Source organism: Segniliparus sp. (assembly GCF_051660745.1).
In the GTDB taxonomy this organism is placed as follows: Bacteria; Actinomycetota; Actinomycetes; order Mycobacteriales; family Mycobacteriaceae; genus Segniliparus.
The window spans coordinates 64,557-83,973 of sequence record NZ_JBOFQF010000028.1 but is presented as its reverse complement, the minus strand read 5'-3'; the positions used below and the strand labels follow the sequence as shown (position 1 = coordinate 83,973).

Annotated in this window: 20 protein-coding genes; 6 read left to right on the top strand and 14 right to left on the bottom strand. The window is 67.0% G+C overall.

The genetic code is table 11. The annotated features are described in order from the left end of the window. Positions 1 to 4: 4 nt before the first annotated feature. Positions 5 to 1,711, bottom strand: coding sequence for a DEAD/DEAH box helicase (locus tag ACRC20_RS07890; RefSeq protein WP_438685814.1), 1,707 nt, complete (start codon positions 1,709 to 1,711; stop codon positions 5 to 7). Between the two features lie 188 nt (positions 1,712 to 1,899). On the opposite strand from ACRC20_RS07890, the gene ACRC20_RS07885 reads away from it, so the two are divergent. Together ACRC20_RS07885 and ACRC20_RS07880 are read left to right on the top strand one after the other, a co-directional pair. After that, positions 1,900 to 2,175 (top strand): excalibur calcium-binding domain-containing protein, encoded by a 276-nt coding sequence (locus ACRC20_RS07885; RefSeq protein ID WP_438685813.1) that lies wholly within the window; start codon positions 1,900 to 1,902, stop codon positions 2,173 to 2,175. 156 nt (positions 2,176 to 2,331) lie between these two features. Continuing rightward, a complete protein-coding gene (locus ACRC20_RS07880; protein WP_438685812.1) occupies positions 2,332 to 2,640 on the top strand; it encodes an excalibur calcium-binding domain-containing protein in 309 nt (102 codons plus the stop codon). A 12-nt stretch (positions 2,641 to 2,652) separates the two neighbouring features. Here the strand turns inward: ACRC20_RS07880 and ACRC20_RS07875 are convergent, their stop codons facing one another. Then, the gene (locus ACRC20_RS07875; protein ID WP_438685811.1) at positions 2,653 to 3,774 is read right to left on the bottom strand and encodes a cystathionine gamma-lyase; all 1,122 of its coding nucleotides are present in this window, start codon (positions 3,772 to 3,774) and stop codon (positions 2,653 to 2,655) included. Positions 3,775 to 3,854: 80 nt separating this feature from the next. Between ACRC20_RS07875 and ACRC20_RS07870 the strand changes: the two genes are divergently transcribed. The 3 genes from ACRC20_RS07870 to ACRC20_RS07860 are packed head-to-tail and all read left to right on the top strand — an operon-like array spanning position 3,855 to position 6,141. Then, complete coding sequence (locus tag ACRC20_RS07870) at positions 3,855 to 4,790, top strand: hypothetical protein (protein ID WP_438685810.1); 936 nt, start codon at positions 3,855 to 3,857, stop codon at positions 4,788 to 4,790. A gap of 52 nt (positions 4,791 to 4,842) precedes the next feature. Then, a complete protein-coding gene (locus tag ACRC20_RS07865; protein ID WP_438685809.1) occupies positions 4,843 to 5,445 on the top strand; it encodes a tat pathway signal sequence in 603 nt (200 codons plus the stop codon). Between the two features lie 33 nt (positions 5,446 to 5,478). Next, positions 5,479 to 6,141 carry a DedA family protein gene (locus ACRC20_RS07860; RefSeq protein WP_438685808.1) on the top strand — a complete coding sequence of 221 codons (663 nt, stop codon included), beginning with the start codon at positions 5,479 to 5,481 and terminating at the stop codon, positions 6,139 to 6,141. A gap of 40 nt (positions 6,142 to 6,181) precedes the next feature. Here ACRC20_RS07860 and ACRC20_RS07855 read toward each other — a convergent pair whose 3' ends face one another. Both ACRC20_RS07855 and ACRC20_RS07850 read right to left on the bottom strand, forming a co-directional pair. Beyond that, on the bottom strand, positions 6,182 to 7,864 hold the full coding sequence (locus ACRC20_RS07855; RefSeq protein ID WP_438685807.1) for a S53 family peptidase: 1,683 nt from the start codon (positions 7,862 to 7,864) through the stop codon (positions 6,182 to 6,184). Between the two features lie 50 nt (positions 7,865 to 7,914). Then, positions 7,915 to 8,238, bottom strand: coding sequence for a hypothetical protein (locus ACRC20_RS07850; RefSeq protein ID WP_438685806.1), 324 nt, complete (start codon positions 8,236 to 8,238; stop codon positions 7,915 to 7,917). 104 nt (positions 8,239 to 8,342) lie between these two features. Between ACRC20_RS07850 and pnuC the strand changes: the two genes are divergently transcribed. Continuing rightward, the gene (gene pnuC, locus ACRC20_RS07845; RefSeq protein ID WP_438685805.1) at positions 8,343 to 9,026 is read left to right on the top strand and encodes a nicotinamide riboside transporter PnuC; all 684 of its coding nucleotides are present in this window, start codon (positions 8,343 to 8,345) and stop codon (positions 9,024 to 9,026) included. Between the two features lie 16 nt (positions 9,027 to 9,042). Here pnuC and ACRC20_RS07840 read toward each other — a convergent pair whose 3' ends face one another. From ACRC20_RS07840 to ACRC20_RS07795, 10 genes are read right to left on the bottom strand one after another with little or no spacing between them, the layout of a single operon-like run. Continuing rightward, positions 9,043 to 10,317: a DUF445 domain-containing protein gene (locus tag ACRC20_RS07840; protein WP_438685804.1), complete on the bottom strand. Its 1,275-nt coding sequence runs from the start codon at positions 10,315 to 10,317 to the stop codon at positions 9,043 to 9,045. A gap of 47 nt (positions 10,318 to 10,364) precedes the next feature. Further along, positions 10,365 to 11,189, bottom strand: coding sequence for an alpha/beta fold hydrolase (locus ACRC20_RS07835; RefSeq protein WP_438685803.1), 825 nt, complete (start codon positions 11,187 to 11,189; stop codon positions 10,365 to 10,367). Positions 11,190 to 11,242: 53 nt separating this feature from the next. Then, positions 11,243 to 11,890, bottom strand: coding sequence for an SRPBCC family protein (locus ACRC20_RS07830; protein ID WP_438685802.1), 648 nt, complete (start codon positions 11,888 to 11,890; stop codon positions 11,243 to 11,245). Positions 11,891 to 11,906: 16 nt separating this feature from the next. Then, a complete protein-coding gene (locus ACRC20_RS07825; protein WP_438685801.1) occupies positions 11,907 to 12,788 on the bottom strand; it encodes a hypothetical protein in 882 nt (293 codons plus the stop codon). A 57-nt stretch (positions 12,789 to 12,845) separates the two neighbouring features. Beyond that, entirely contained in the window at positions 12,846 to 13,796 is a 951-nt protein-coding gene (locus ACRC20_RS07820; RefSeq protein ID WP_438685800.1) for an MlaD family protein, read from the bottom strand. A gap of 13 nt (positions 13,797 to 13,809) precedes the next feature. Then, a complete protein-coding gene (locus ACRC20_RS07815; protein ID WP_438685799.1) occupies positions 13,810 to 14,856 on the bottom strand; it encodes an MlaD family protein in 1,047 nt (348 codons plus the stop codon). Next, positions 14,856 to 15,983 carry an MlaD family protein gene (locus ACRC20_RS07810; protein WP_438685798.1) on the bottom strand — a complete coding sequence of 376 codons (1,128 nt, stop codon included), beginning with the start codon at positions 15,981 to 15,983 and terminating at the stop codon, positions 14,856 to 14,858. The genes ACRC20_RS07815 and ACRC20_RS07810 overlap by 1 nt, the downstream gene beginning before the upstream one ends. Then, on the bottom strand, positions 15,983 to 17,026 hold the full coding sequence (locus ACRC20_RS07805; RefSeq protein WP_438685797.1) for an MlaD family protein: 1,044 nt from the start codon (positions 17,024 to 17,026) through the stop codon (positions 15,983 to 15,985). The genes ACRC20_RS07810 and ACRC20_RS07805 overlap by 1 nt, the downstream gene beginning before the upstream one ends. Beyond that, positions 17,023 to 18,111, bottom strand: coding sequence for an MCE family protein (locus ACRC20_RS07800; protein ID WP_438685796.1), 1,089 nt, complete (start codon positions 18,109 to 18,111; stop codon positions 17,023 to 17,025). Before ACRC20_RS07800 ends, ACRC20_RS07805 begins: the two co-directional genes overlap by 4 nt. Continuing rightward, complete coding sequence (locus ACRC20_RS07795) at positions 18,108 to 19,415, bottom strand: MlaD family protein (protein ID WP_438685795.1); 1,308 nt, start codon at positions 19,413 to 19,415, stop codon at positions 18,108 to 18,110. The genes ACRC20_RS07800 and ACRC20_RS07795 overlap by 4 nt, the downstream gene beginning before the upstream one ends. Positions 19,416 to 19,417 lie beyond the last annotated feature (2 nt).

Sequence of the window (19,417 nt, the reverse complement as noted above, 5' to 3'; positions counted from 1 at the left end):
CGGCCTAACCCGAGCGCGCCCACTTGCGCAACAGGTCGATCCGCTCCTTGAGCTGATGCGCGGAGGCGGCCGCGACCGCTGGCCCGCCGAGCTTCGCGCGCAGCTCGGTGTGCACCACGCCGTGCGGCTTCCCCGTGCGGTGGTGGTAGGCGGCGACCAGGGCGTTGAGCTCGCGGCGCAGGTCCGAAAGGTTCCTGCCGGCGTGCTCCGGTTGCGCGGGAGCGACCGCATCGGCCTGCGAACGCCGCGCGAGCTGCTCATCCTGCCGTTTGCCCAACAATGTGCGCATCTGTTCCGCGTCCAACAGGCCTGGCAGCCCCAGGTAGTCCGCCTCCTCGTCGGACCCCGCGAACGTCGCGGTCCCGAACGAGTTCCCGTCATAGATCACCTGGTCCAGCTCGGCCTGCGCGCCGAGCGCCTCGAACGACTCCGGCGGCAGGTCCGCTGTGGACTCTTTGCGGTTCGCCTTCTCGAGGAGCTCGTCCTCCCAGCCCTCTTCTTGCCGCTTGGGCGCGCCCAGCACGTGGTCGCGCTGGGCCTCCAGCTCGCTCGCGAGGCCCAGCAGCACCGGCACCGAAGGCAGGAACACGCTCGCTGTCTCGCCCTGCTGCCGGGCGCGGACGAACCGGCCGACCGCCTGCGCGAAGTACAGCGCAGTCGCGGAACTGGTGGCGTACACCCCGACCGAGAGGCGCGGCACGTCGACGCCCTCCGACACCATCCGGACCGCCACCAGCCATTTCGACGTGCCCTTCGAGAACTCCGCGATCTTCCCCGAAGCGCTCGGGTCGTCGGAGACGACCACGGTCGGAGCCTCTCCGGTGATCTCGCGCAGCTTCGCCGCGTACGCCCGCGCCTTTTCCTGGTCGGTCGCGATCACCAGCCCGCCCGCGTCCGGCATGCCCGTGGCGCGCTTGTGCTCCAGCCGCCGGTGCGCGGCTGCGAACACGGCAGGGATCCAGTCGCCCTGCGGGTCCAAAGCCGTGCGCCACGCCCGCGCCGTGTGCTCGCGGGTGAGCGGGTCGCCGAGCCGGGCGGCGTACTCGTCGCCCGCGCTCGAGCGCCAACGCGCCTCGCCGGAGTACGCGAGGAACACCACGGGACGGACGACGCCGTCCGCCAGCGCCTCCGAGTAGCCGTACTGATGGTCGGAACGGCTGATCAGCCCGCCGTCCCCGACCGGCTCGTACCTGACGAAGGGAATGGGGCTGTCGTCGCTGCGGAACGGCGTGCCGGTCAGCGCGACGCGCCGCTCGGCGCCCTCGAACGCCTCGCGCACGCCGTCGCCCCAGGACTTCGCGTCCCCCGCGTGGTGCACCTCGTCGAGGAGCACCAGCGTGCGCCTGCGCTCGGTGCGCACCCTGTGCCGGGCGGGGTGCGCCGCGACCTGGGCGTAGGTGACGACGACGCCATGGTTGTCGCTGGAAGTCATGCCGACCGCGTTCGAGAACCGCGAGTCGAGGAGCAGCCCCGACTCCGCCGCCGACTGCGCCCACTGGTGCTTGAGGTGCTCCGTCGGGGTCACCACCGTGATCTGGTCCACGGTTCGGTCCGCGAGGAGCTCTGCCGCGATCCGGAGGCCGAACGTCGTTTTCCCGGATCCGGGAGTGGCCACGGCGAGGAAATCCGACGGGGCCGAGCTCAAGTATTTCGCCAGCGCACGCCGCTGCCATGCGCGCAGCGGCCTCGCTTGTGCGCTCGCCTGCGTCAACCTGCTTCGTCTCCTGTGCCGGTGTCGTCCCGATTGTGTTTGCATCCCCAGATTCGCCCCGCCCATGATACGGCGGCAGACCCCGATGCCCGAAATCCTCGTTTTTGTCCTACATCACATTCTTTGTATGATTGCTGCATACCACTCAGTGGCTCGCGCCACAAACAATGGAGAAAGAGGCCAGCAGCATGGGATCGAGACTGACGGACCGGACCAAAGCGACAGTCGCCGCGGCGATCGCCGGGCTCGCCCTCTTCGCGCCTGCCGCCGCCGCCCGCGCGGAAGACGGGCAGACGTCCGGCCCGACCCAGTGGGGCCTCGACGTCTACGGGAAGCCCTACCCGGTCACGGGCTGGAAGAGCTGCGCCGAGGCCCAGGCGCACGCCTCCACCCCCCTCTTTCGCGCCGACCCCGGCTACAACCCCGCGCTCGACCCCACGGGCCGCGGCATCGAGTGCGTCTAGAAGACCCCCTCGCGCCCGACCCCTCCGGGCCCCCTCCCGGCCCGCCTTGGGCCCGACACGGCCCCTTGCGTTTGATCTAGATCACATTCTGTATTAGTATGATGCACACAACACATTGAGTTAAGCCGTAGGGCGGACCGGATTGAGGTGCTGGATATGACGAGAACGGCATGGGGAGCCTGCTTGCTCGGACTCACGGGCATGCTGTTGGCCCCTGCGGCCCCGCTAGCCGTCGCAGACGACAGCCAATCGTCGTCGGGCACCGAGGCGGCTTCCGGCCAAGCGCAGGGCGCGACCCCGCCCGCTCCCGTCTGGGTGAAGGGCCCGTACGGGCAGCTTTATCCGGTCGGCGGATGGAAGAGCTGCGCCGAAGCCCAAGCGCACAGCGACACCCCGATCAAGGCAGGCGACCTCGGCTACAACCCCGCGCTCGACCCCACCCACAGCGGTATCGAGTGCATCTGACCAAAGGCCCGCTCAGCCGAGCGCGTGACCTAGGTCCGCGAGGAGGTCTCGCTCGTCTTCGATGCCGATAGACAAGCGCAGGAACCCTTCCGGCACCGCGTCCCCCCAACGCGCCCGGCGATCCGCCGTGCTGTGCACGCCGCCGAAACTTGTCGCTTCGACTAAGAGCTCGCTGCGGGCGAGGAAGCGTTGCGCCGCCGCGAGGCTCTCCAGCTCGATGGAGACCAGGCTGCCGAATCGGCTCATCTGCCGCGCCGCGAGCGCATGGGAGGGGTCAGAAGCCAAACCGGGGTACCGCACCGAACGAACCTGCGGCTCGCTGTTCAAGAATTCCGCCACGGCCTGCGCGTTCGCGCACTGCCGGTCGAACCGCAACGCCGCAGTGGCGAGGCTGCGGTGCGCGAGCCACGCCTCGAACGGCCCAGTGGTCGCTCCGGAGACGGTCCGCTCCCGCTCGACCGCCTGCACGAGGTCGGGGCGGTTCGCGGCGATGTAGCCGAGCGTGATGTCGCTATGGCCGCACAGTCCTTTCGTCGCCGAGGCCACGACGAGATCCACGCCGAAATCGAGCGGAACCTGCCCGAACGGAGTCGCCGCGGTGTTGTCCACCACCAAGATCGCCCCCACCTCGCGGGCCGCGGCCGCCGCTTCGCGCAAATCCAGCACGTCGAGCGTGGGATTCACCGGCGTCTCGGCGAAAACCACCCGTGGCTGCGAGGCTTCCGCCAATGCGCGGATCGCGGCTGTGAACGCCGCGCAGCGCTCGGTGCGCACCTCGACCCCCCAAGCCGCGAGCCGCTCCCCCGCGTACACCCGGGTCTGGTAGTACCCGTCGGACGGGACGAGGAGCGTGCCGCCTGCGCACAACGCGCGGAGCACTGCGGTGATCGCGCCCATGCCGGTCGGGAAGACCAGCGCCGCCTGTGCCCGCTCCAAATCCGCGAAAGCCGCCTCCAGCGCCCGCCAGATGGGGTTCGAGTTGCGCCCGTAGAAATCCCCCGGCTCGCCCGCAGGCAGCGCGTGGTACGTCGAAGTGAACACCGGGCTCGGCGACAGCGGTGTGCCAGGCTCGTGAGGACTGCTTGTCGTGCGGACGCAACGGGTGCTCGGGCCAGGTTCTTCGGGACGGCTCATCCCTTTAGCCTAACGAGGGGTCCCGCGCCGAACAGCGCGCAGGAGGCAGCGCACCAGGCTCGGCCCAGTAGGCTCCTCGCATGAGCACAGGCGAAACCGCGCCCGCAATCCCCGCCGGACTGGACGAGGCGGACCTCGACGAGATCCGGTCGCTCGCCGTGGAGGCCCTCGCCGAAATGGGCAAACGGACGGTTCGGATCGAGCCCGCCGTGCTCGTGCTGGACGACGACGGGCAATTCTTCCTCGAAGCCACCGCCCACGACTGCGCCCGAGTCGAACGCTCCGAATGGCCGAGGATCGTCGCGCACCACGCCAGAGTGATGGCCGCGCCGAGCGCGCTGGAGTCCGCCGCGCTCACCGACGAGGAGTTCCTGGGCTTGACCCGCGCGAGGATCGTCGGCCCAGACGCATTCGGCGACACACCCGAGGCCCGGGAAAACACCGCGCAGTCCTACAGCTATGTCCGCCCGCTCGTGCCCGACCGGCCCGAGACCTCGCCGCTCGTCGTGCTCTGCCACGATTTCCCGGAGACCGTGATCACCCTCGCAGACCTCCACCTCAAGGACCGGGACGTCGACGCGGTGTGGGCCGCCGCGCTCAAGAGCACCGCCGCGGAACAGGTCCAGCACCACGACGTGCTAGAGCAAGACGGCGCGCAGGTCGAAGTCTTCCGGGGAGAATCCTTCTTCGTCGCGGCCAAGGCGCTCGACCTTCCCGCGTTGCTCGGCGACCGGACAGCCGAGCACGGAGTCCTCTTTGCGATTCCTCTCCAACAGATCTTGCTGCTGCATCTGCCGCGTGACGCGGGCGAGACCGCGACATCGCTGAACATCGTCGCCCACCTCGCGCGAGAATGGCACGAGCAAGCCGCGAAACCGGTCAGCCCCGAGGTCTTCTACTGGAAAGACGGCGTGTACCAGCAGATCACCACGCAAAACGAGGAAGACGAGATCGCCGTGCACGTCGAAGGGGCCTTCTTCGACACCCTCAACGCCCTCGCCGACGGCCCCAGCTAGCAAGCTGAGACCTCCGACACAGATTCCCAGGCGCCTCCAGTAGACTCCCCGCATGCTCGAACGCCGCGCCGCACTCCGGACGCTCGCCCTCAGCCCGCTCGCGCTGCTCGCGCTGCCCGCAGGCCTCGCCGCCGCAGACCCCGACGATGACGACGACTCGGGACAGGCGGACGACGGCGCGGCGGGCTCGAACAGCGGCGGCGACGAACCCGCGCCGGAGGACAACGGGCACCGCCCCCTCGGCTACGGGGTCACGTTCACCGCGCAGGGCGTGAAAGTCGAGGTCGCGGCTATCGCATGCGCGCCGGTCCCAGGATTCACCACCACGCCGACCGGCGGCAAGCTCTGGGAGGCGCAAATCGCCGTGCACGTGGTCTCCGGCCAGCATCCCGAGGTCTACCTCCCCGGCACGTTCAACTTCCGCGCCTACTACGGCGACGAGCCTTTCCAGTACTACTACCCGCAGTACTCCGGGGCAGGCGACTCGCTCACCGTCATGCTCCACAACATCAACGTCGGCGACCGGATCACCGGGAAAGTCCGCTTCATGGCCGACCGGGGGACGATCTACTACCTCGGCCTCTTCGCAGGGTCGGTGGACCGATTCGCCCCCGCGCTCTTCTGGGACGTGCCGCAGCCCGCCCCCGCCGCGTAAGCCATAGCACTGCGCAGCCCGTAGACTAGTGCGGTGGTCGGGCACATCATTCACATGATCGTCGAAACGCTCCAGCGCTTGCCGCCGTGGGCGTTGCTGGTCATGGCTTTCCTCCTGCCTGCGCTCGAAGCCTCGGTCTTCCTCGGCGTCGTCGTCCCAGGCGAGATCGTCCTCCTGCTTGCCGCCATCGGAGCCAGCAAGGGCCAGCTGCCGCTGTGGGCGGTGATCGTCGCGGGCGTCCTTGGCGCAGTGATCGGCGACTTCATCGGATACGAGGTCGGCAAACGCTGGGGCCAATCGCTGTTGGACAGACTGCCGAAACGGATCGTCAAACCCGACCACATCGAGCGGGCTCGGGCAGCGCTGCGCCGACGCGGCGCGCTCACCGTGTTCTTCGGCCGTTGGGCCGCCGCGCTGCGCGCGTTCGTCCCCGGCCTCGCGGGGATGTCCGGCATGTCCCTCCGGGTCTACGCGCCCGCCAATGCCGCAGGCGGCGCCGTGTGGGCGGTGGTCGTCGCGACGCTCGGCTACCTCATCGGCCAAAGCGTCGAGAAATACCTCAGCCGTGTCTCGACCGTCGTCACGTGGGCCGTGGCCCTGCTGCTCCTGTATTTCCTCGTCCGAGAGATCCTCCGGCTCCGGACGAAACGCAAAGAAGCCGCTCTGGCGAGCACATCGCCGAAGACCCGCGTGTAGCGACGGGACGGGCGGACGGCGATCGGCCCGTGTCTGCGCCTCATCCCCAGTGCGGGGGGCGCTCCCGGCGCAGGTCGTGCTCGCGTGAAGAAGCTCCCCCGGCCCGCCAGTCCTCCGGGTCGACCGACGCGGCCGCCGAGGCTCGCGCCGCTTGCTGCGTGGGCGCAGGCTGGGCCTGGCCGCGCAGCGAGTCGAGCAACGCCTGGCCGTCCGGCACGCCGAGCCCGGTGCACGCGTCCCAGCCGGGGCCTGCCGAGTACGCGCCGTTCTTGCCCTGTGTGATGTCCCGGAAGCCGGGGAACGCGGTCGTGCCCGCCGTTCGCGGGTAGATCAGCGGCTGCAAGAGGCCGAGCGGGCGGCCGAGCGCCTGCGCGAGACGGCAGACGAGAGCGGCCCAGAGCGGGGCGACCGCGCTCGTCCCGCCCACCACAGTGGACTGCCCGTCCACCAAGACCTGGTATCCCGTCGCCGGGTCCGCCACAGCGGCGACGTCCGGGACTCCCCTGCCGTTGCCCGGCACATTCACATTCGCCTGCCATCGAGGCTCGGGGAAGACCTTGCTCACGCCGCCGCCAGTGGCTCCGCCCGCCGCGCCCGCGTTCCACACCGTTTCAGAAGCCACCGAACCGGTGCCCGAGTCCGCGACCAGACGGGTGCCGCCGCAGGCGAGCACGTACGGGCTCGCGGCGGGGAAGTCGGCTTCCGGCTGGCCGCTCGCGCTGCCGTCCGAGCTGCCCGCGTCGCCCGCCGCCGCGGTCACCGTCACGCCGAGCGCCGCCGCGTCGGCGAAAGCCTGGTTCATCGCTTCGCGCGCCTGGGACGTCCAGGCGTTCTCCGCAGACCCCCAGCTGATGCTGATCGCGGTGGGCGCCGGGCTCGCGTGCGCGGCCGTGCTCACCGCGTTGAGGAACCCCCGGTCGGAGTTGGGGGCGAAGTACACCAGCACGTCTGCCCCGTTCGCCATCGCTCCGGCGATTTGGACGTCCAGAACCACCTCGCCGTCCGCTCCGTTCGGATCGCCTTCCGGAGCGTTCCGGGCGCCGTCGACGGACACGGCCGTCACTTTCGGGGCGCTCACGCCGAGCCCTGAGAAGTACCGCTGGAGCTCTTGGCCGGAATACCCGCCGCCCAACTCGATGATCGCGAGCCGCTGGCCCGCGCCATTCTCTTGGGCCGGGAAGTTGTAGATCTTGGCGAGGTCGAGCGGGGTGTACGAGACAGAACGGGCCTGGGAAGGGGCAAAGCGCAGCCTCGCTTCCGCCTGAGGCCGGTTGTCGAGGCCCAGCACCGCGACCACGATCCCGCCGAGCGCCGCAGGCACATGCAGCTGCCCCGTGCGGTAGCGGTACACGGGCCCGCCCGCAGAAGCTGCTCGCGAGTGGTGGAACAAGGCGCAGCCGAACGCCCGGCGCAGCGCTGCGGCGTCGCCTTCGACCAGGATCCGGCGCGAGCCCGCGTCCGTTTCCACGACTTCCAGGCCGAGACGTCCGAGCTCGTCGACCACCCGCGTGACATCGGCGGGGTCCGCCCCATAATGCTCAGCCAGATCCGTGCTGCTCAACGTCCGCGAGCCTTGGACGACGTCCTCGGGAAGCTCCGCGCGGCGGCGCAGCACCACGGTCACGCCGATCCTCTCGTCGTCGCGGACCGGCGTGCCCGCGATCAGGTTGCGCGGCGCGAGCCGCTCGCTGCCAGGAAGGGGGATGAGTCGCTCTTCAGCCATAGCCCCACGCTAGCGAAGACGTCTGACAAATTCCGCCCTTGAGGGCCAGCTCACATTTTGTACGCGTCCGGGATGCCGCTGCCGAGCGCCACATTGCCGGGGTTCGGCGTGTGCCCGTAGCGCTGGCGGGCCACCTCGCCGGGAAGGCCCAGCATATTGCCGATCTGCCCCCACGTGATGCCGTTCCCCACAGCCTTCTCGGCCGCGCTGCGGACCAGTTTCTCCCCCGCCTTCATCATCCGGATGCCCTCTTTGAGGTCGGCGACAAAGTTGCCGCTCTCGCGGAATTCCTGCTCCTGCGGCTCGTCGTCTTGAGCGATCTCGGCGTTGCGCGCGTCGACATCCTCCAGAAATTTCTCAAATCTCGTTGCCATGGCTCTGAGCGTACCCGAGCAGGGCAGCTCCCGTCGGATGAGATATGCGCCACTCCCCCGAGAGGCCCCTCCCCGTCCCCGCGCGAGCGGCTTAAGCTTTGCCCATGTCTCCATCCGACCTCCTCCAGCAGCTGGTCGAGCTCAAGCATTGGCTCGACAGCGCCGCCTTTCACGCGTTCGGCGGCCAGCCGACGTCGTGGGCCGAAGTGATCGGCTTCGCCCTCGGAGTCGCGAGCACCGGATACGCTGCCGTCGAGTCGCCGTGGTGCTGGCCGTACTCCATCGCCAACAACGTGGTCTGGATTCCGCTCTTCTTCACCGCAGGCCTGTACGCCGACACATCCCTGCAGGTCGGCTACGCCGTGCTCGGAGCGGTCGGACTGTGGCATTGGCTCCGGGGGGACGTCTCCCGACGATCCGTGCTCCCGGTCGTCCGCACGCCGCAATGGGAATGGCATGTGCAAGCGCTCGTGCTGGCCGTCGGCACCTGGCTGTTGTGGGCCGTCTTGGTGCAACTGCACGACTCGGCCCCCTTCCTCGACGCGTTCACCTCGGTCTTCTCGATCATCGCCATGTGGGCGCAGGTCCGCAAATACATCGAGACCTGGCCCTTGTGGGTCGCCATCGACTTCGTCTACATCCCCTTGTACATCTACAAGGGCCTCCAGCTCACAGCCCTGCTCACGGTCGTCTTCCTCGCCTTCGCGGTCTGGGGCTGGGTCGTGTGGCAGCGTTCGCTCGACCGCCACAAGGCCCTGCTCGCGAATCCGGCCGTCGCGTACGCCTGAGGGCTCAGATGCTGGATCAGGCTCCGAACAGGAGCGAGAGGGTGTGGATCACCACGCCGGCGAGAGAGCCCACCACCGTGCCGTTGATCCTGATGAACTGGAGGTCTTTGCCCACGTTGAGCTCGATCTTCCGGCTCGCGTCGTCCACGTCCCAGCGCTTGACCGTCTCGCCGATGATGGACACCGCCTCGACGGAGAACCGCTCGGCGAGGTAGCGCGCCGAGCCGACCAGCCATTGGTCCAACCGCTCGCGCAGTTCCGCCGATTCTTGCAGTCGGCCCCCGATGCGCAGCGCTGCCTCCGCGAGCCGCGCCTGCATCTCGCCGTTCGGGTCTTGCAGGGTCCGCTTCGTCTTCGTCCAGAGCAAGAGAGCCACATGCTCGACCGACTCCGGGGAGATGAGCTGGGCTTTGACCTTCTCCACCCGCTCGATCATCACCGGGTCGTGCAAGAGGTCGTCGGCCAACTCCATCAGCCATCGGTCCAGCGCTCGTCTGAGCCCGTGGTCCTGCTCGTACCGGACTCTGGCGGTGAACTCCACGAGCTCGCGGTGGATCTTGTCGCCGACCAGCCCCTTCACGAACCGGGGGGTCCAGCCCGGCGAGTCGTCGCTCACCACTTTCTGCACGATCGGCTCGCTGGTGAGCGCCCATTCGTGCGCCCGCTCGAACAGGAGGTCCATCAGCGGGTAGTGCCTGCCCTCTCGAAGCACGTCGGAGAGCAGCTTGCCGCCGATGGGCGCCCAGTCCGGCTCGCTGATCCGATCGACCACCCAGGTCTGCATGATGCGCGCGACGTCCTCGTCTTTGGGCAGGTCGGCCAATTTGCCAAAGGCCGCGCCGAGCTCTGCGGCCACGCGGTCCGCGTGCGACGGGACCGAGAGCCACTCCCCCAGCCTGCGCGGCACGCCCACCTCCCTGATCTGGCGCTCGACCAGGTCCGGGGTCAAGAAATTCTCCCGGATGAAGTCGCCGAGCTGCGTGCCCACCTGGTCTTTCTTTTTCTTGATCAGCGAGGTGTGCGGGATCGGGAGGCCCAACGGGTGCCGGAAGATCGCGGTCACGGCGAACCAGTCCGCGAGCGCTCCCACCATGCCTGCCTCAGAGCCCGCTTGCACGAACCCTCGGACGGCGGCATGGGAAGAAGGCCACACCGCTTGGTGCCAGAGGGTCGCGATGTACACCAACGTCACCACGACGAAGAAACCGGTCGCCACCGCTTTCATACGGCGCAGCTCGACCCGTTTCGCCTCGTCGGAGGACCACAGCTCTCCGGCAGGAATGACGCTCATCGGACAAGTCTAGAGCTTCGCGGGCACACCGCGCTTATCCCTGCATGTCAGGACAGTCTCACATCGTTCACCTGGCCGAACACCTCGTTCAAAAAACTGATGATCGCAGGCGTGACCCGCTTCGGGCGCAACCGGAGCGTCAGAATCGTCCCGATGTTCAGCAGCTGGCCCGCGCCGAGCTCCGAGCAGAGCCGTCGGGCGTCGGAAGCCGGATGGAACGGGTCCGCTTTGAGGACCATGATCAAGGCCGGGACTGCCACCGAGGTCCGGACCCGTTTCGGCGGGGCCATCCGGCCGAGGGCGAGACCGTGCAGCACCGCGCGGCTGCGCTCCGCAGGAGCGACGAACAAATCGGCCAGCAGGTCCGCCGCCGTCCACCGGCCCTGCGGGACGAACCGCGCGACCTTCTTGGCGCACCACAACGCGGGCTTGCCCGCGGTCAGCAGCAACAGCAGCGCCGAGGAGCAGTACCCGTACGCGGCGACCCCGTCGTCGAGAATGGGGCCTTCCAGGAGGAGGCCCGCCACCCGGTCCGGGTCGGCCGCTGCCGCTTCCAGCGCGACATTCGCCCCGAGCGACGTGCCGCCGAGCACCGCGCGGTCCACGCCGAGCCGTTCGAGCACGACGAGCAACTGCCTGCCGAGCGCCTCCGTGTTGTACTGCTCGATGGACAGCGGGAAGCCGTTCACGCTGTCCGCGACCAAATCGATGGCGATGACCCGGAAACCCCGCTCGGCGAGAGCGCGTGCCCAAAGCTCTTGCGCTTTATGGGACGCGAGCAGCGGCGGGGCGAGGACGACCGTTCTGCTCCCGGATCCGAACTCCGCGTACTTCAGGCGCTGTCCGCCCGCGTGGATCTCCCCGGTGCTCATTCTCTAGGGGCTCCTGACGATCTGACGACGTTGTCGTTACCAGCATAGCCCGGTCAAATCCGGTGGCGCAGCCCGCTAAGAGCGAGTTTGAGGAATGGGCGGACGAACGGCGCGGTCCACCTGGCAGGCAACCACCACACCAAGATCGGGCTGGCCCCCGTCGTCCATTCGAGCAACGTCCCGCCCCCTGGGATCGGCTCGAGCGTGAACCGTTCCGTCACATCCCGCAGGCCGGGCCATGAGGAGCCGATGACGCTGTACACCAAGGTCTTCTCCGGCTCGACGACGATGAACTGCTCCTCCAACGCGCAGAAGACCGAGAGGAGCGTGCGCCTCGCGCCCGCGTCCCGCGAGTCCGACCGGTACTTGTGGCCGCGCACGGTGGGGAGCCACGAGAGGAACCTCTCGTCGCAGAGCGCTTTCCACACTTTCCCCGGACCGAGCGGCAACTCCATCCGCACCGTGGTCGAGAACGTCGCCCGCTTCGCGAAGTACTGGTCCAAGTCCTGCTCGTCCACGCGCTGCACCAGGAAACGGCCCGACGCGGCTGGACCGCCGCGAGCGGCCAACGCCGCGATCGCGGCGACCACCACCACTGCGAGCACCACGCCGCCGAGCACGAGCAGCGCCGCCGCGAGGAGGTACTGCGGGTCCAGGTTCTGGAATATCGAAAAGCTCTGAAAAGCCGGTATCTCGTTCATATCGCGGCTCGCCCCGCTACTGCCCCTTCGGCGGAGCCTGGCCGGGCTTCTGGCCCTGCGCCGGAGCCTGGCCCTGTTGCGGGGCTTGGCCGCCCGGAGCCGCCTGGCCGTTTTGCGGCGCGGGGAAGAGCGGCGGGCCCTGGTCCTCCGGGCTCTTGCGCATGTCGTCCAAAGACTCGAGCCCGGAGATCGACTGGTCCTTCTTCTGCACGGTCACTTTGATGATCGTGCTCATCGAGCGGGCGCTTTTGTCGCCTTTGAGGTTCAGCACCTGGTGGCCTGCGACCGCGATCACCGCGGAGTCCGGCTTGTCCTCGATCAGGTCGCTCGCCACGAGTTGGAACGTCGAGGACGCCTCCAACGTGGCGAAGAGCTTCTTGATCGCGTTCATCTGGTCCGGACCGGTGGTCTTCTTCAGGTCGCCCGAGAGCCCGGTGCTCATCGCCGCATTGAACGAGTCCAAATGGTTGTAGTCGAAGTTCATCATCTTCGACACGTACTGCCGGGCAGTCTCTTCTTCCTGCGTCCGGATCTTCGTGCCCGATTCGGCGAGCTTCAGCCCCCCGACAGAGCCGTCTTTGCCCGGCAAGGACTTCGCGTACACGAACCATCCGGCCACGCTCAGCGCGACGACGTTCCCGAGCAGGGAAAGCGCGATCAGCGCCGTCCTCGCCTTGGAGGAGTCGCCCGGTCGTTTCTGCTTCCGCTCGCCCGCGCCGAGCATCAGCTTGCTCCGCAGCGTCGCGGCGGAAGACGCCTGCTTGCCTTTCGCGCCTGCGCCGGATTTCGCCACGGAGCCCTTGCCCTGCGCAGGCTTCGCCGCAGGCCGTTTGGGCGGCGCGGAGTCGCCGACCGCGTCGTCGTCCGTCGGGCCTTGTTCGGTCGTCTCAGTCGCCATAGGTCACTCTCGTCCTTGCACTTTTCTTGCTAACAATTAGCCCAGCATCGGTAACAATTATCCGGCCATGTTGAGCACCACGCGAGGCACCCCGTCTTGCGGGAGCATCTTCAGCAGCGTGTCCATAGTCGAGCCGGGGTCGAAATACGTGGTGCGGAAGTACGCGGAGATCGGTTTGAGCGCCATGAGCAGAGGGTGCGAGTCGGTGATCACGTCGGTGAGATGCCGGTCGAGGATCATCACAAGCCGCTCGAGCGCCTGCCACTTGTCCGGAGTCATGTCTTCGCCGAACGCCTTGAACGCGTCCAGCTGGGCGATCGTCGGACCGACCAGCCCTTGGAACTTCTCCGCGAGCACCGGCAGCTGCGGGTTGAACCGCTTGAGCAGGTCGAGCGTGGCCTGGAGGTTCGAGAAGACCCGTCCGAGCTCGTCCCCGTGCTCGTCCTTGAGCCGCACCCCCTGGTTGATGAACTCGCGGAGCTCCTCGAACTCGGAGTCGAGCCCGTGGAAGATCTGGTCGGTCGTCGTCGCCACGTCGTCGAGGACCTCGGGGTCGAGCTGGCTGCTGATGTAGCTGGCCTTCGACAGGGCGTCGCCGACCGTCGCGGAGACATGGATCTGCCGAGGGTCGTCGATCACCGCCCCGTCCTCCAAATACGGGGCGTCGTTGCCCGGCGGCTGGATGAAGTTGATGTACTGCTCGCCCGCCATCGAGAGGTTCGCGATCACCACCAGGCTCTTCTTCGAGACGGTGTACTTGCCGTCGAACGAGCCGTCGACCCGCAAACCGCCAGGCACCACGGCGATCCCGTGCACTCTGCCCGCCGCCGTGCCGTTGATGAGCACCGGGGAATCGTCCAACAGGCCGCCGGAGCTCGGGATCAGGACTTGGAACCGGGTGTTCTTCTGCGCGGGGTTCACGCCGAGCACCGAACGGCCCAGGTAGAAGACACCGAGCAACGAGAGCACCACGAGCAAGATCAGCGAGGTTCTACTGCCGAATTTCATTGCGAGACCTCCTTCACCGCAGCACTCCCAACAGCCGCAACGAGTTGATGACGTTGTCCGCGATGGGCCCGGTGGCCCCTTCTTGGTCGCCGTCCGGGACGTACCGCTCGATCTCCACGTTCTCTTCCCCGCCCATCCAGTACGGCAGCAGGTAGTACGCCAGGAACCCCTTGAGGCGGTCGAGGTTGTACGGGAAGGTGAGGTCGAAACGGGCGAGCTCGCGCGTGAAGATCTTGCCCGCGCCGATCATGTCGTGCAGGTCCCTGGCGAACGGCACCAGGAGATCTCCGAACCCTTCTGCGGGGAATTCCATCGCGATGAAGAACTTGGCGACCTCGTCGATGACGAGCTTCGCGCCCGCGAACCGCTGCGGCGCGTAGATGGCCAGCTTGTCCACGATGTCGCGGTTGTCCGCCAGCTGGGTGACGATGTTCAGCAGCTTCTGCAGGAGGTTGTCGAGCGCCGGGGTGTTCTGGGCCAGGTCGCGCAGCGTGCCGAGCAACGTGTCGCGCAGCCGCACCAGCTCTTTCGGATCCTGCGGGAACTGGTGCAGAACGTTCGTCTGCAGCCGGTTGATGTCTTGGATGGTGCCGCCGGTCACCAAATCGGAGATGCCTTGCAGCACGTCTTCCACCTGCTCGCCGGACAGCGTGTGGTCGATGCCGATGGCGCTGCCCTCGCGCAGGTAGTCGGTCGTCTCCCCCGGCGGCGAGATCACCGAGAGGAAGGTGTCGCCGAACAGCGTGGACTGACGGATCTGGATCGACGAGTCCGCCGGGATCATCGCGCCCTGCTGCAGATGCAGCGTCGTGGTCACGTGCCCGGTCTCCGGGTCGAGGCTGACGCCCTCCAGGATGCCGATGCGCACGCCGTTGGAGATGACTTTTGCCCGGTCCGGCAGGTTCAGCACGCTTTTGAACTCGGCCTTGATCCGGTAGCCGCCAACGATGTAGTTGCCGGGGACGGGAATCTTCGCCGGATCGATCGAACTGAGCGCCGAGCAAGCCCCGAGGGACATCCCGAGGACCAGGATCAGCAACGGCCGAACAATGCGCGCCATCAACGCCATCCCCCTTCTCCGAGCACCAGCCGGACCATGCCCCAGTCGATCGTCGTGCCCATGCCCATGTCGAACGGGCAGATCGGCGCGACCCGGGGCGAGAAGGTGTTGAACCATTCGCACGTGCCTTTCGCCGCCGTGACCGCGACGTCGAGGGTGACCGGGCCGAAGCTCTGCGCGCCTGGGTCGATGCGGGGGTCGAACACGGCCTGCCAGTTGTTGAGCAGGGCCGGGATCTGTTCGAGGATGTCGATGCTGTTGGTGAGGGCCGTCATCAGCTGGTGCAGCGCGGGCAGCAAGAGCTGCAACAACCTGCCGAGCATGGGTTCGAGCCGCTGCACGGAGTAGCTCAAGCTCGTGAGGAGCTGCGCGTCCGCGTAAATGGCCTTCGAGAAGGTCGCCTGCCACATGGTCAGGTACTCGATGGACCCCACCATGTTGTCTTCCAAGGTCTGGATGTCGATCTTGTTCGTCGTGTTGAGCTCGCGCAAGAGCAAGTCTGTGCTCTCGATCAGGTCGACGAGCAACGGTTCGGGGAACACGTCGGTGTTGAACAGGCGCATCGACTTCCGGAAGACGTCGTTGATCTCCTGGCCCTTCCCGGCGATGGACTCCTGCACCCGGCGCAAAAGCGTCGCGATCTCTCCGACCGCTTGGTTCGGATCGGCGTTGCCGGTCAGTCCGTCGATGAAGGTCGAAAGCGTCTCCAGCGTCTCGCTCGGCGGGACCGGAGTCTTCGTGTCGCCGTTCTTCGCCTCCAAGCAGTGCTCGCCGGTGAACTTCGGCCCGTCGTGGTAGGCCTTGGTCAGCTCCACCCGCATGTCGGTGACCACCGAGTTTCCACTCGTGAGCGCCTTCACGTCGGCGGGCAGGTCGAGATCGTGCGGCAGCTCGATGGAGACTTTGACGACGTTGCCCTCCGGCTTGACGGAGGCGACCTTCCCGACGTCGACGCCGAGCAGCGAGACGTTGTTGCCGGGATAGAGGCCGAAGCCGTCTCGGAACGTCGCGCAAATCGTCCGCTTGGGGAAGAGCTTCTCGTGGTACAGCCAGTTCCCGCCCAAGCCGAGCCCGGCGAGGACGGCGATGGCGAGCACCACCACGACAGCGTTGCGCAGAGACCTCATCAGCAATCCTCCCGTCCGGCGCGGATGCAAGCGTTGCGGTTCTCCGGGCCGACGCGGCGCGGCTCGTGGTCGTAGAGCACCCCGACTCCTCGGAAAATCGAATCGATGATCTGGTTGATGGTGTCGATGGGGTTGTCCGGGTGCCGGACCAAGTTCTCCAACAAGTCCTCGATGTCCCCGATGGGCGTCGCCAGCCGGTTCTCCACCGCGAACACCGGGCGCTGGAGGAATTTGATGAGCCAGCCGAACTGGGTGAGCAGCTCGGGGAAGTCGGTCTTCCACTTGTTGAAGACCACTGCGGTGCGCGCCAGCTTGTGCAAGGTGTCGCGCAGCATGTCCTTCTCCAAGCCGAACTCTTTGAGGTACTCGTGGACCACGCCGACCGCCTGCCGGAGCTGGTCCTCGCGGGAGACGAGGAGGTCGATGATCTTCGCGAAGGCGTCGATCGTGACTCGGATGACGTCGGGCTGGCTGTCCAAGGCTTTCGTCAAGATGTCGAGGATCTTGTGCAGGTTGCCGACGTTGATCTGCTTGAACTGGTCAGTGGCCGCGCCGACGGCGTCGAGCACCTCCCATGGCTTGCGCTCCGAAAGCGGGTCCTGGGGCTTGTTGTCGCCGAACTCGTCGAACGGGCTGTGGCTGCGCTCGAGCGGGATGGGCCGGTCGCCGAGCGGCTCTTTGCCTTTGAGCCGCAGCTCGAGGTAGTGCCCGCCGACCGGGGTGAGGAGTTTGACCTCTGTCGCGGACTGGTCGCCGACCCGGATGTCGTCGCGGATCTCGAACTTCACCAGCACATGGTCGCCTTCGAGGCCCACGCTCCGCACTTGGCCGACGTCGATGCCCGCGAGCCGAACGGAGTCGCTCGCCTTCAGGCCCGCAGTGACGTACTGGTTGACCCGGTACTCCCGGACTCCGAACGGGAAGAAGTAGACGAGCGCGGTCCCCGCGAGGATGACGGTGACGATGAACGCGGAGAAAATGCCCAAGACGAGCTGGAAGCGGCGCTCCGACTCCTCGCTGCGGACCTTGCCGATGTTGCTCATTCGCAATCCTCCACTTCGCCCGAGAAGACCATGGTCCCCACCGGGCTCACGATCGTCTTCGGCTTGCAGACCGCGCGATCGTTTTCAGCGGGCCGAACCTGGTAGTCGCCCACCAACATGCTCGCGAGCCTCGACTGGTGGTCGGTGCCGACCTGCGCGGACTCGTACGGCGCGGGGATCAGCTCCGGAGCGATCGCGAACATGTTCGCGATCGGGCCGAGCTGCGGCAGCACTCGGAACAGGAACGCGTCAACCGGCCCGTACAGCTCGTCGTATGCCGCCTCCAACTCGGAGAGCAGCGGCAAAAGCGTGTGCTCCGCGCGCAACGTCATGCTGAGCGTCTTGTCGATCACGTCGCTTTGGTCGATGAACCCCATGAAGAAATCGCTGTAGCGCTGCAGCAGGTCGAGGATCATCCGCGATTTCCCCGGGAGCACCTCGGAGATCTTCGACACTTGGTCGAAGAGGGCCTTGAAGAGCTCGTCCCGGCTCTGCGCGAAGAGGGAGAGCGTCTTGATCTCGTTCAGGACCTCGCCGAGGTTCGTGGTGTCGCCCTGGATGAGGAGCAAGAGGTCCTCGGTGAACTTGTTGAGGTTCTCCGGGTCGACTTCCTCGAAAATCGGCTTCAGCCCGTTGAACAGCGTCGAGACGTCGAAGGACGAGACCGTCTGGTCGAGGCGGATCACCGAGCTCGGCGACATCTTCTGCGTCCCCGGCTGCTCCGAAGGGATGATCTCCAGGTATCTGACGCCGAGGAGGTTCTCGTAACGGACCGCGAGCCGCGTGTTCCGGTAGATCGAGTATTTCTTGTCCAAGGTGAAGACGACATGCGCGTGGGCCGTGTCCGGATTGTCCGGATCGGCCCCGTCCACCACCGGCTCCACCCTGGCGACCTTGCCGACGAGGACGCCGGACATGCGGACGTCGCTGTTCTCCCGCAGGCTCGAGACATCGTTGAAGACGGCGGTGTATTTTGCCGTCGCGTCTTTGATCGGGCTGGTGAGGACCCGGAACATGATCGAGCCGCAGACGACGACGATGCCGACGAAGACCAGGAACTTGAGGAGCGCTACTCCTACTTTCATCGCGGACCTCCTTCAGAGTTCTGGGTCGGGATCGTCGCGAAGTCGCTCCCCGCCTGCTGCGGCTGTGTCTGCTGCCCGGGGCCGGGCTGTTGCTGCGGCGCGGTCGGCGACTGCGCCTGCTGCGGCTGGGCCTGTTGTGCCTGCTGCGGCTGGGCCTGCTGTTGCGCCAGTTGCTGGGGCACCCTGCCCAAGAGCTGGGTTTGCAGCTCTTGGACCTGCTGCTGTTGCTGCGGAGTGAGCTGGCGCTGGCTTTGCCCGCCCTGCCCGGATTGCGGCTCCTGCCCGTCGGACTCGTCCGGCTGCGGCAGCGCGCGCGAGGCGGGGAGGAGCACTTCGAGGCGGAGCTTGACCTTGCCGTCGATCGAGGGCATCGCGTCTTCGACCCGGTTGATGAAGGTCTCCAGGTTCCCCCATGCCGAAGCCGCCGAGCCCGCCGACATGAACAGCGGGTGGCCGATGTCGATGAGGAAGCCGAGGCTGTCCACGCCGTCGGGATTGATGTGGTTGAGCGTGGCTCCGAGCTCGTCGAAGATCATCACCCGGTGGTTCTGCGTCGCCTCGATGGTGGCGTCCCTGCTCTCCGGGATGGCCAAGAACTCCGAGTGGTCGTACAACGCCTCGAGCTCTCGAACGGCGGGACCGATCACCAGGCTGAACCCGTTGGCCAGCGGCGTGGCGTCCTGGATCAGGGCGATCACCGGCTTGCGCAGATTGTCCGCGTAGATCTTCCCGAAGCTGAACCCCTCTTGCACCACGCTGGCGAGGATGTCGCCGTTCTGCGTCACCAGCCGCAAGAGGCGCTGGACTTTGTCCGTGCCCAGCAGCGTGGTCAGCGACGCGATTTGCCGCAGCGCGCTGGTGATCGACGCGACCTTGCCGCTGGAGTCGATCTTCACCGTGGTGTTCTCCCGCAGCGGGGTGTTGTCGTTGCCCGACAGCAGCTCGATGGCGGGAGCCCCGAAAATATTGCTCGACTGGTACTTCGCGCTCGCGATGCCGCGCAGCGCATGCGCCTGCTTCGGGTCGAGCGAGAGCCTGATCACCTGCTTGCGGTTGGTCTGCATGTTGATGGACTCGACCTTGCCGATCACCAGGCCCCGGTACTTCACGTCCGCGCCCTCGGCCAAGCCTTCTCCGATGCTCGTCGCGTCGATGTCGATCTTGAAGGACGGGGTGTACGTGCCCGCGTAGAAGCTCCGCGCGACGATGAACACCAGGGTCGCGGCCAGCGCGACGATCACACCGCGCCACCGCAACGACTTCTTGCCCGCGGCGCGTCCGGAAAGGTCTTGGAAAACAGCCATCG

Excerpts from the sequence above, each read along its gene's own strand:
- ACRC20_RS07850 (WP_438685806.1), bottom strand. The coding sequence starts at position 8,238 with ATGGCAACGAGATTTGAGAAATTTCTGGAGGATGTCGACGCGCGCAAC.
- ACRC20_RS07880 (WP_438685812.1), top strand. The coding sequence starts at position 2,332 with ATGACGAGAACGGCATGGGGAGCCTGCTTGCTCGGACTCACGGGCATG.
- ACRC20_RS07870 (WP_438685810.1), top strand. The coding sequence starts at position 3,855 with ATGAGCACAGGCGAAACCGCGCCCGCAATCCCCGCCGGACTGGACGAG.
- ACRC20_RS07820 (WP_438685800.1), bottom strand. The coding sequence starts at position 13,796 with ATGAAATTCGGCAGTAGAACCTCGCTGATCTTGCTCGTGGTGCTCTCG.
- ACRC20_RS07825 (WP_438685801.1), bottom strand. The coding sequence starts at position 12,788 with ATGGCGACTGAGACGACCGAACAAGGCCCGACGGACGACGACGCGGTC.
- ACRC20_RS07805 (WP_438685797.1), bottom strand. The coding sequence starts at position 17,026 with ATGAGCAACATCGGCAAGGTCCGCAGCGAGGAGTCGGAGCGCCGCTTC.
- pnuC (WP_438685805.1), top strand. The coding sequence starts at position 8,343 with ATGTCTCCATCCGACCTCCTCCAGCAGCTGGTCGAGCTCAAGCATTGG.
- ACRC20_RS07840 (WP_438685804.1), bottom strand. The coding sequence starts at position 10,317 with ATGAGCGTCATTCCTGCCGGAGAGCTGTGGTCCTCCGACGAGGCGAAA.
- ACRC20_RS07815 (WP_438685799.1), bottom strand. The coding sequence starts at position 14,856 with ATGGCGCGCATTGTTCGGCCGTTGCTGATCCTGGTCCTCGGGATGTCC.
- ACRC20_RS07855 (WP_438685807.1), bottom strand. The coding sequence starts at position 7,864 with ATGGCTGAAGAGCGACTCATCCCCCTTCCTGGCAGCGAGCGGCTCGCG.
- ACRC20_RS07885 (WP_438685813.1), top strand. The coding sequence starts at position 1,900 with ATGGGATCGAGACTGACGGACCGGACCAAAGCGACAGTCGCCGCGGCG.
- ACRC20_RS07835 (WP_438685803.1), bottom strand. The coding sequence starts at position 11,189 with ATGAGCACCGGGGAGATCCACGCGGGCGGACAGCGCCTGAAGTACGCG.
- ACRC20_RS07830 (WP_438685802.1), bottom strand. The coding sequence starts at position 11,890 with ATGAACGAGATACCGGCTTTTCAGAGCTTTTCGATATTCCAGAACCTG.
- ACRC20_RS07810 (WP_438685798.1), bottom strand. The coding sequence starts at position 15,983 with ATGAGGTCTCTGCGCAACGCTGTCGTGGTGGTGCTCGCCATCGCCGTC.
- ACRC20_RS07875 (WP_438685811.1), bottom strand. The coding sequence starts at position 3,774 with ATGAGCCGTCCCGAAGAACCTGGCCCGAGCACCCGTTGCGTCCGCACG.
- ACRC20_RS07795 (WP_438685795.1), bottom strand. The coding sequence starts at position 19,415 with ATGGCTGTTTTCCAAGACCTTTCCGGACGCGCCGCGGGCAAGAAGTCG.
- ACRC20_RS07865 (WP_438685809.1), top strand. The coding sequence starts at position 4,843 with ATGCTCGAACGCCGCGCCGCACTCCGGACGCTCGCCCTCAGCCCGCTC.
- ACRC20_RS07800 (WP_438685796.1), bottom strand. The coding sequence starts at position 18,111 with ATGAAAGTAGGAGTAGCGCTCCTCAAGTTCCTGGTCTTCGTCGGCATC.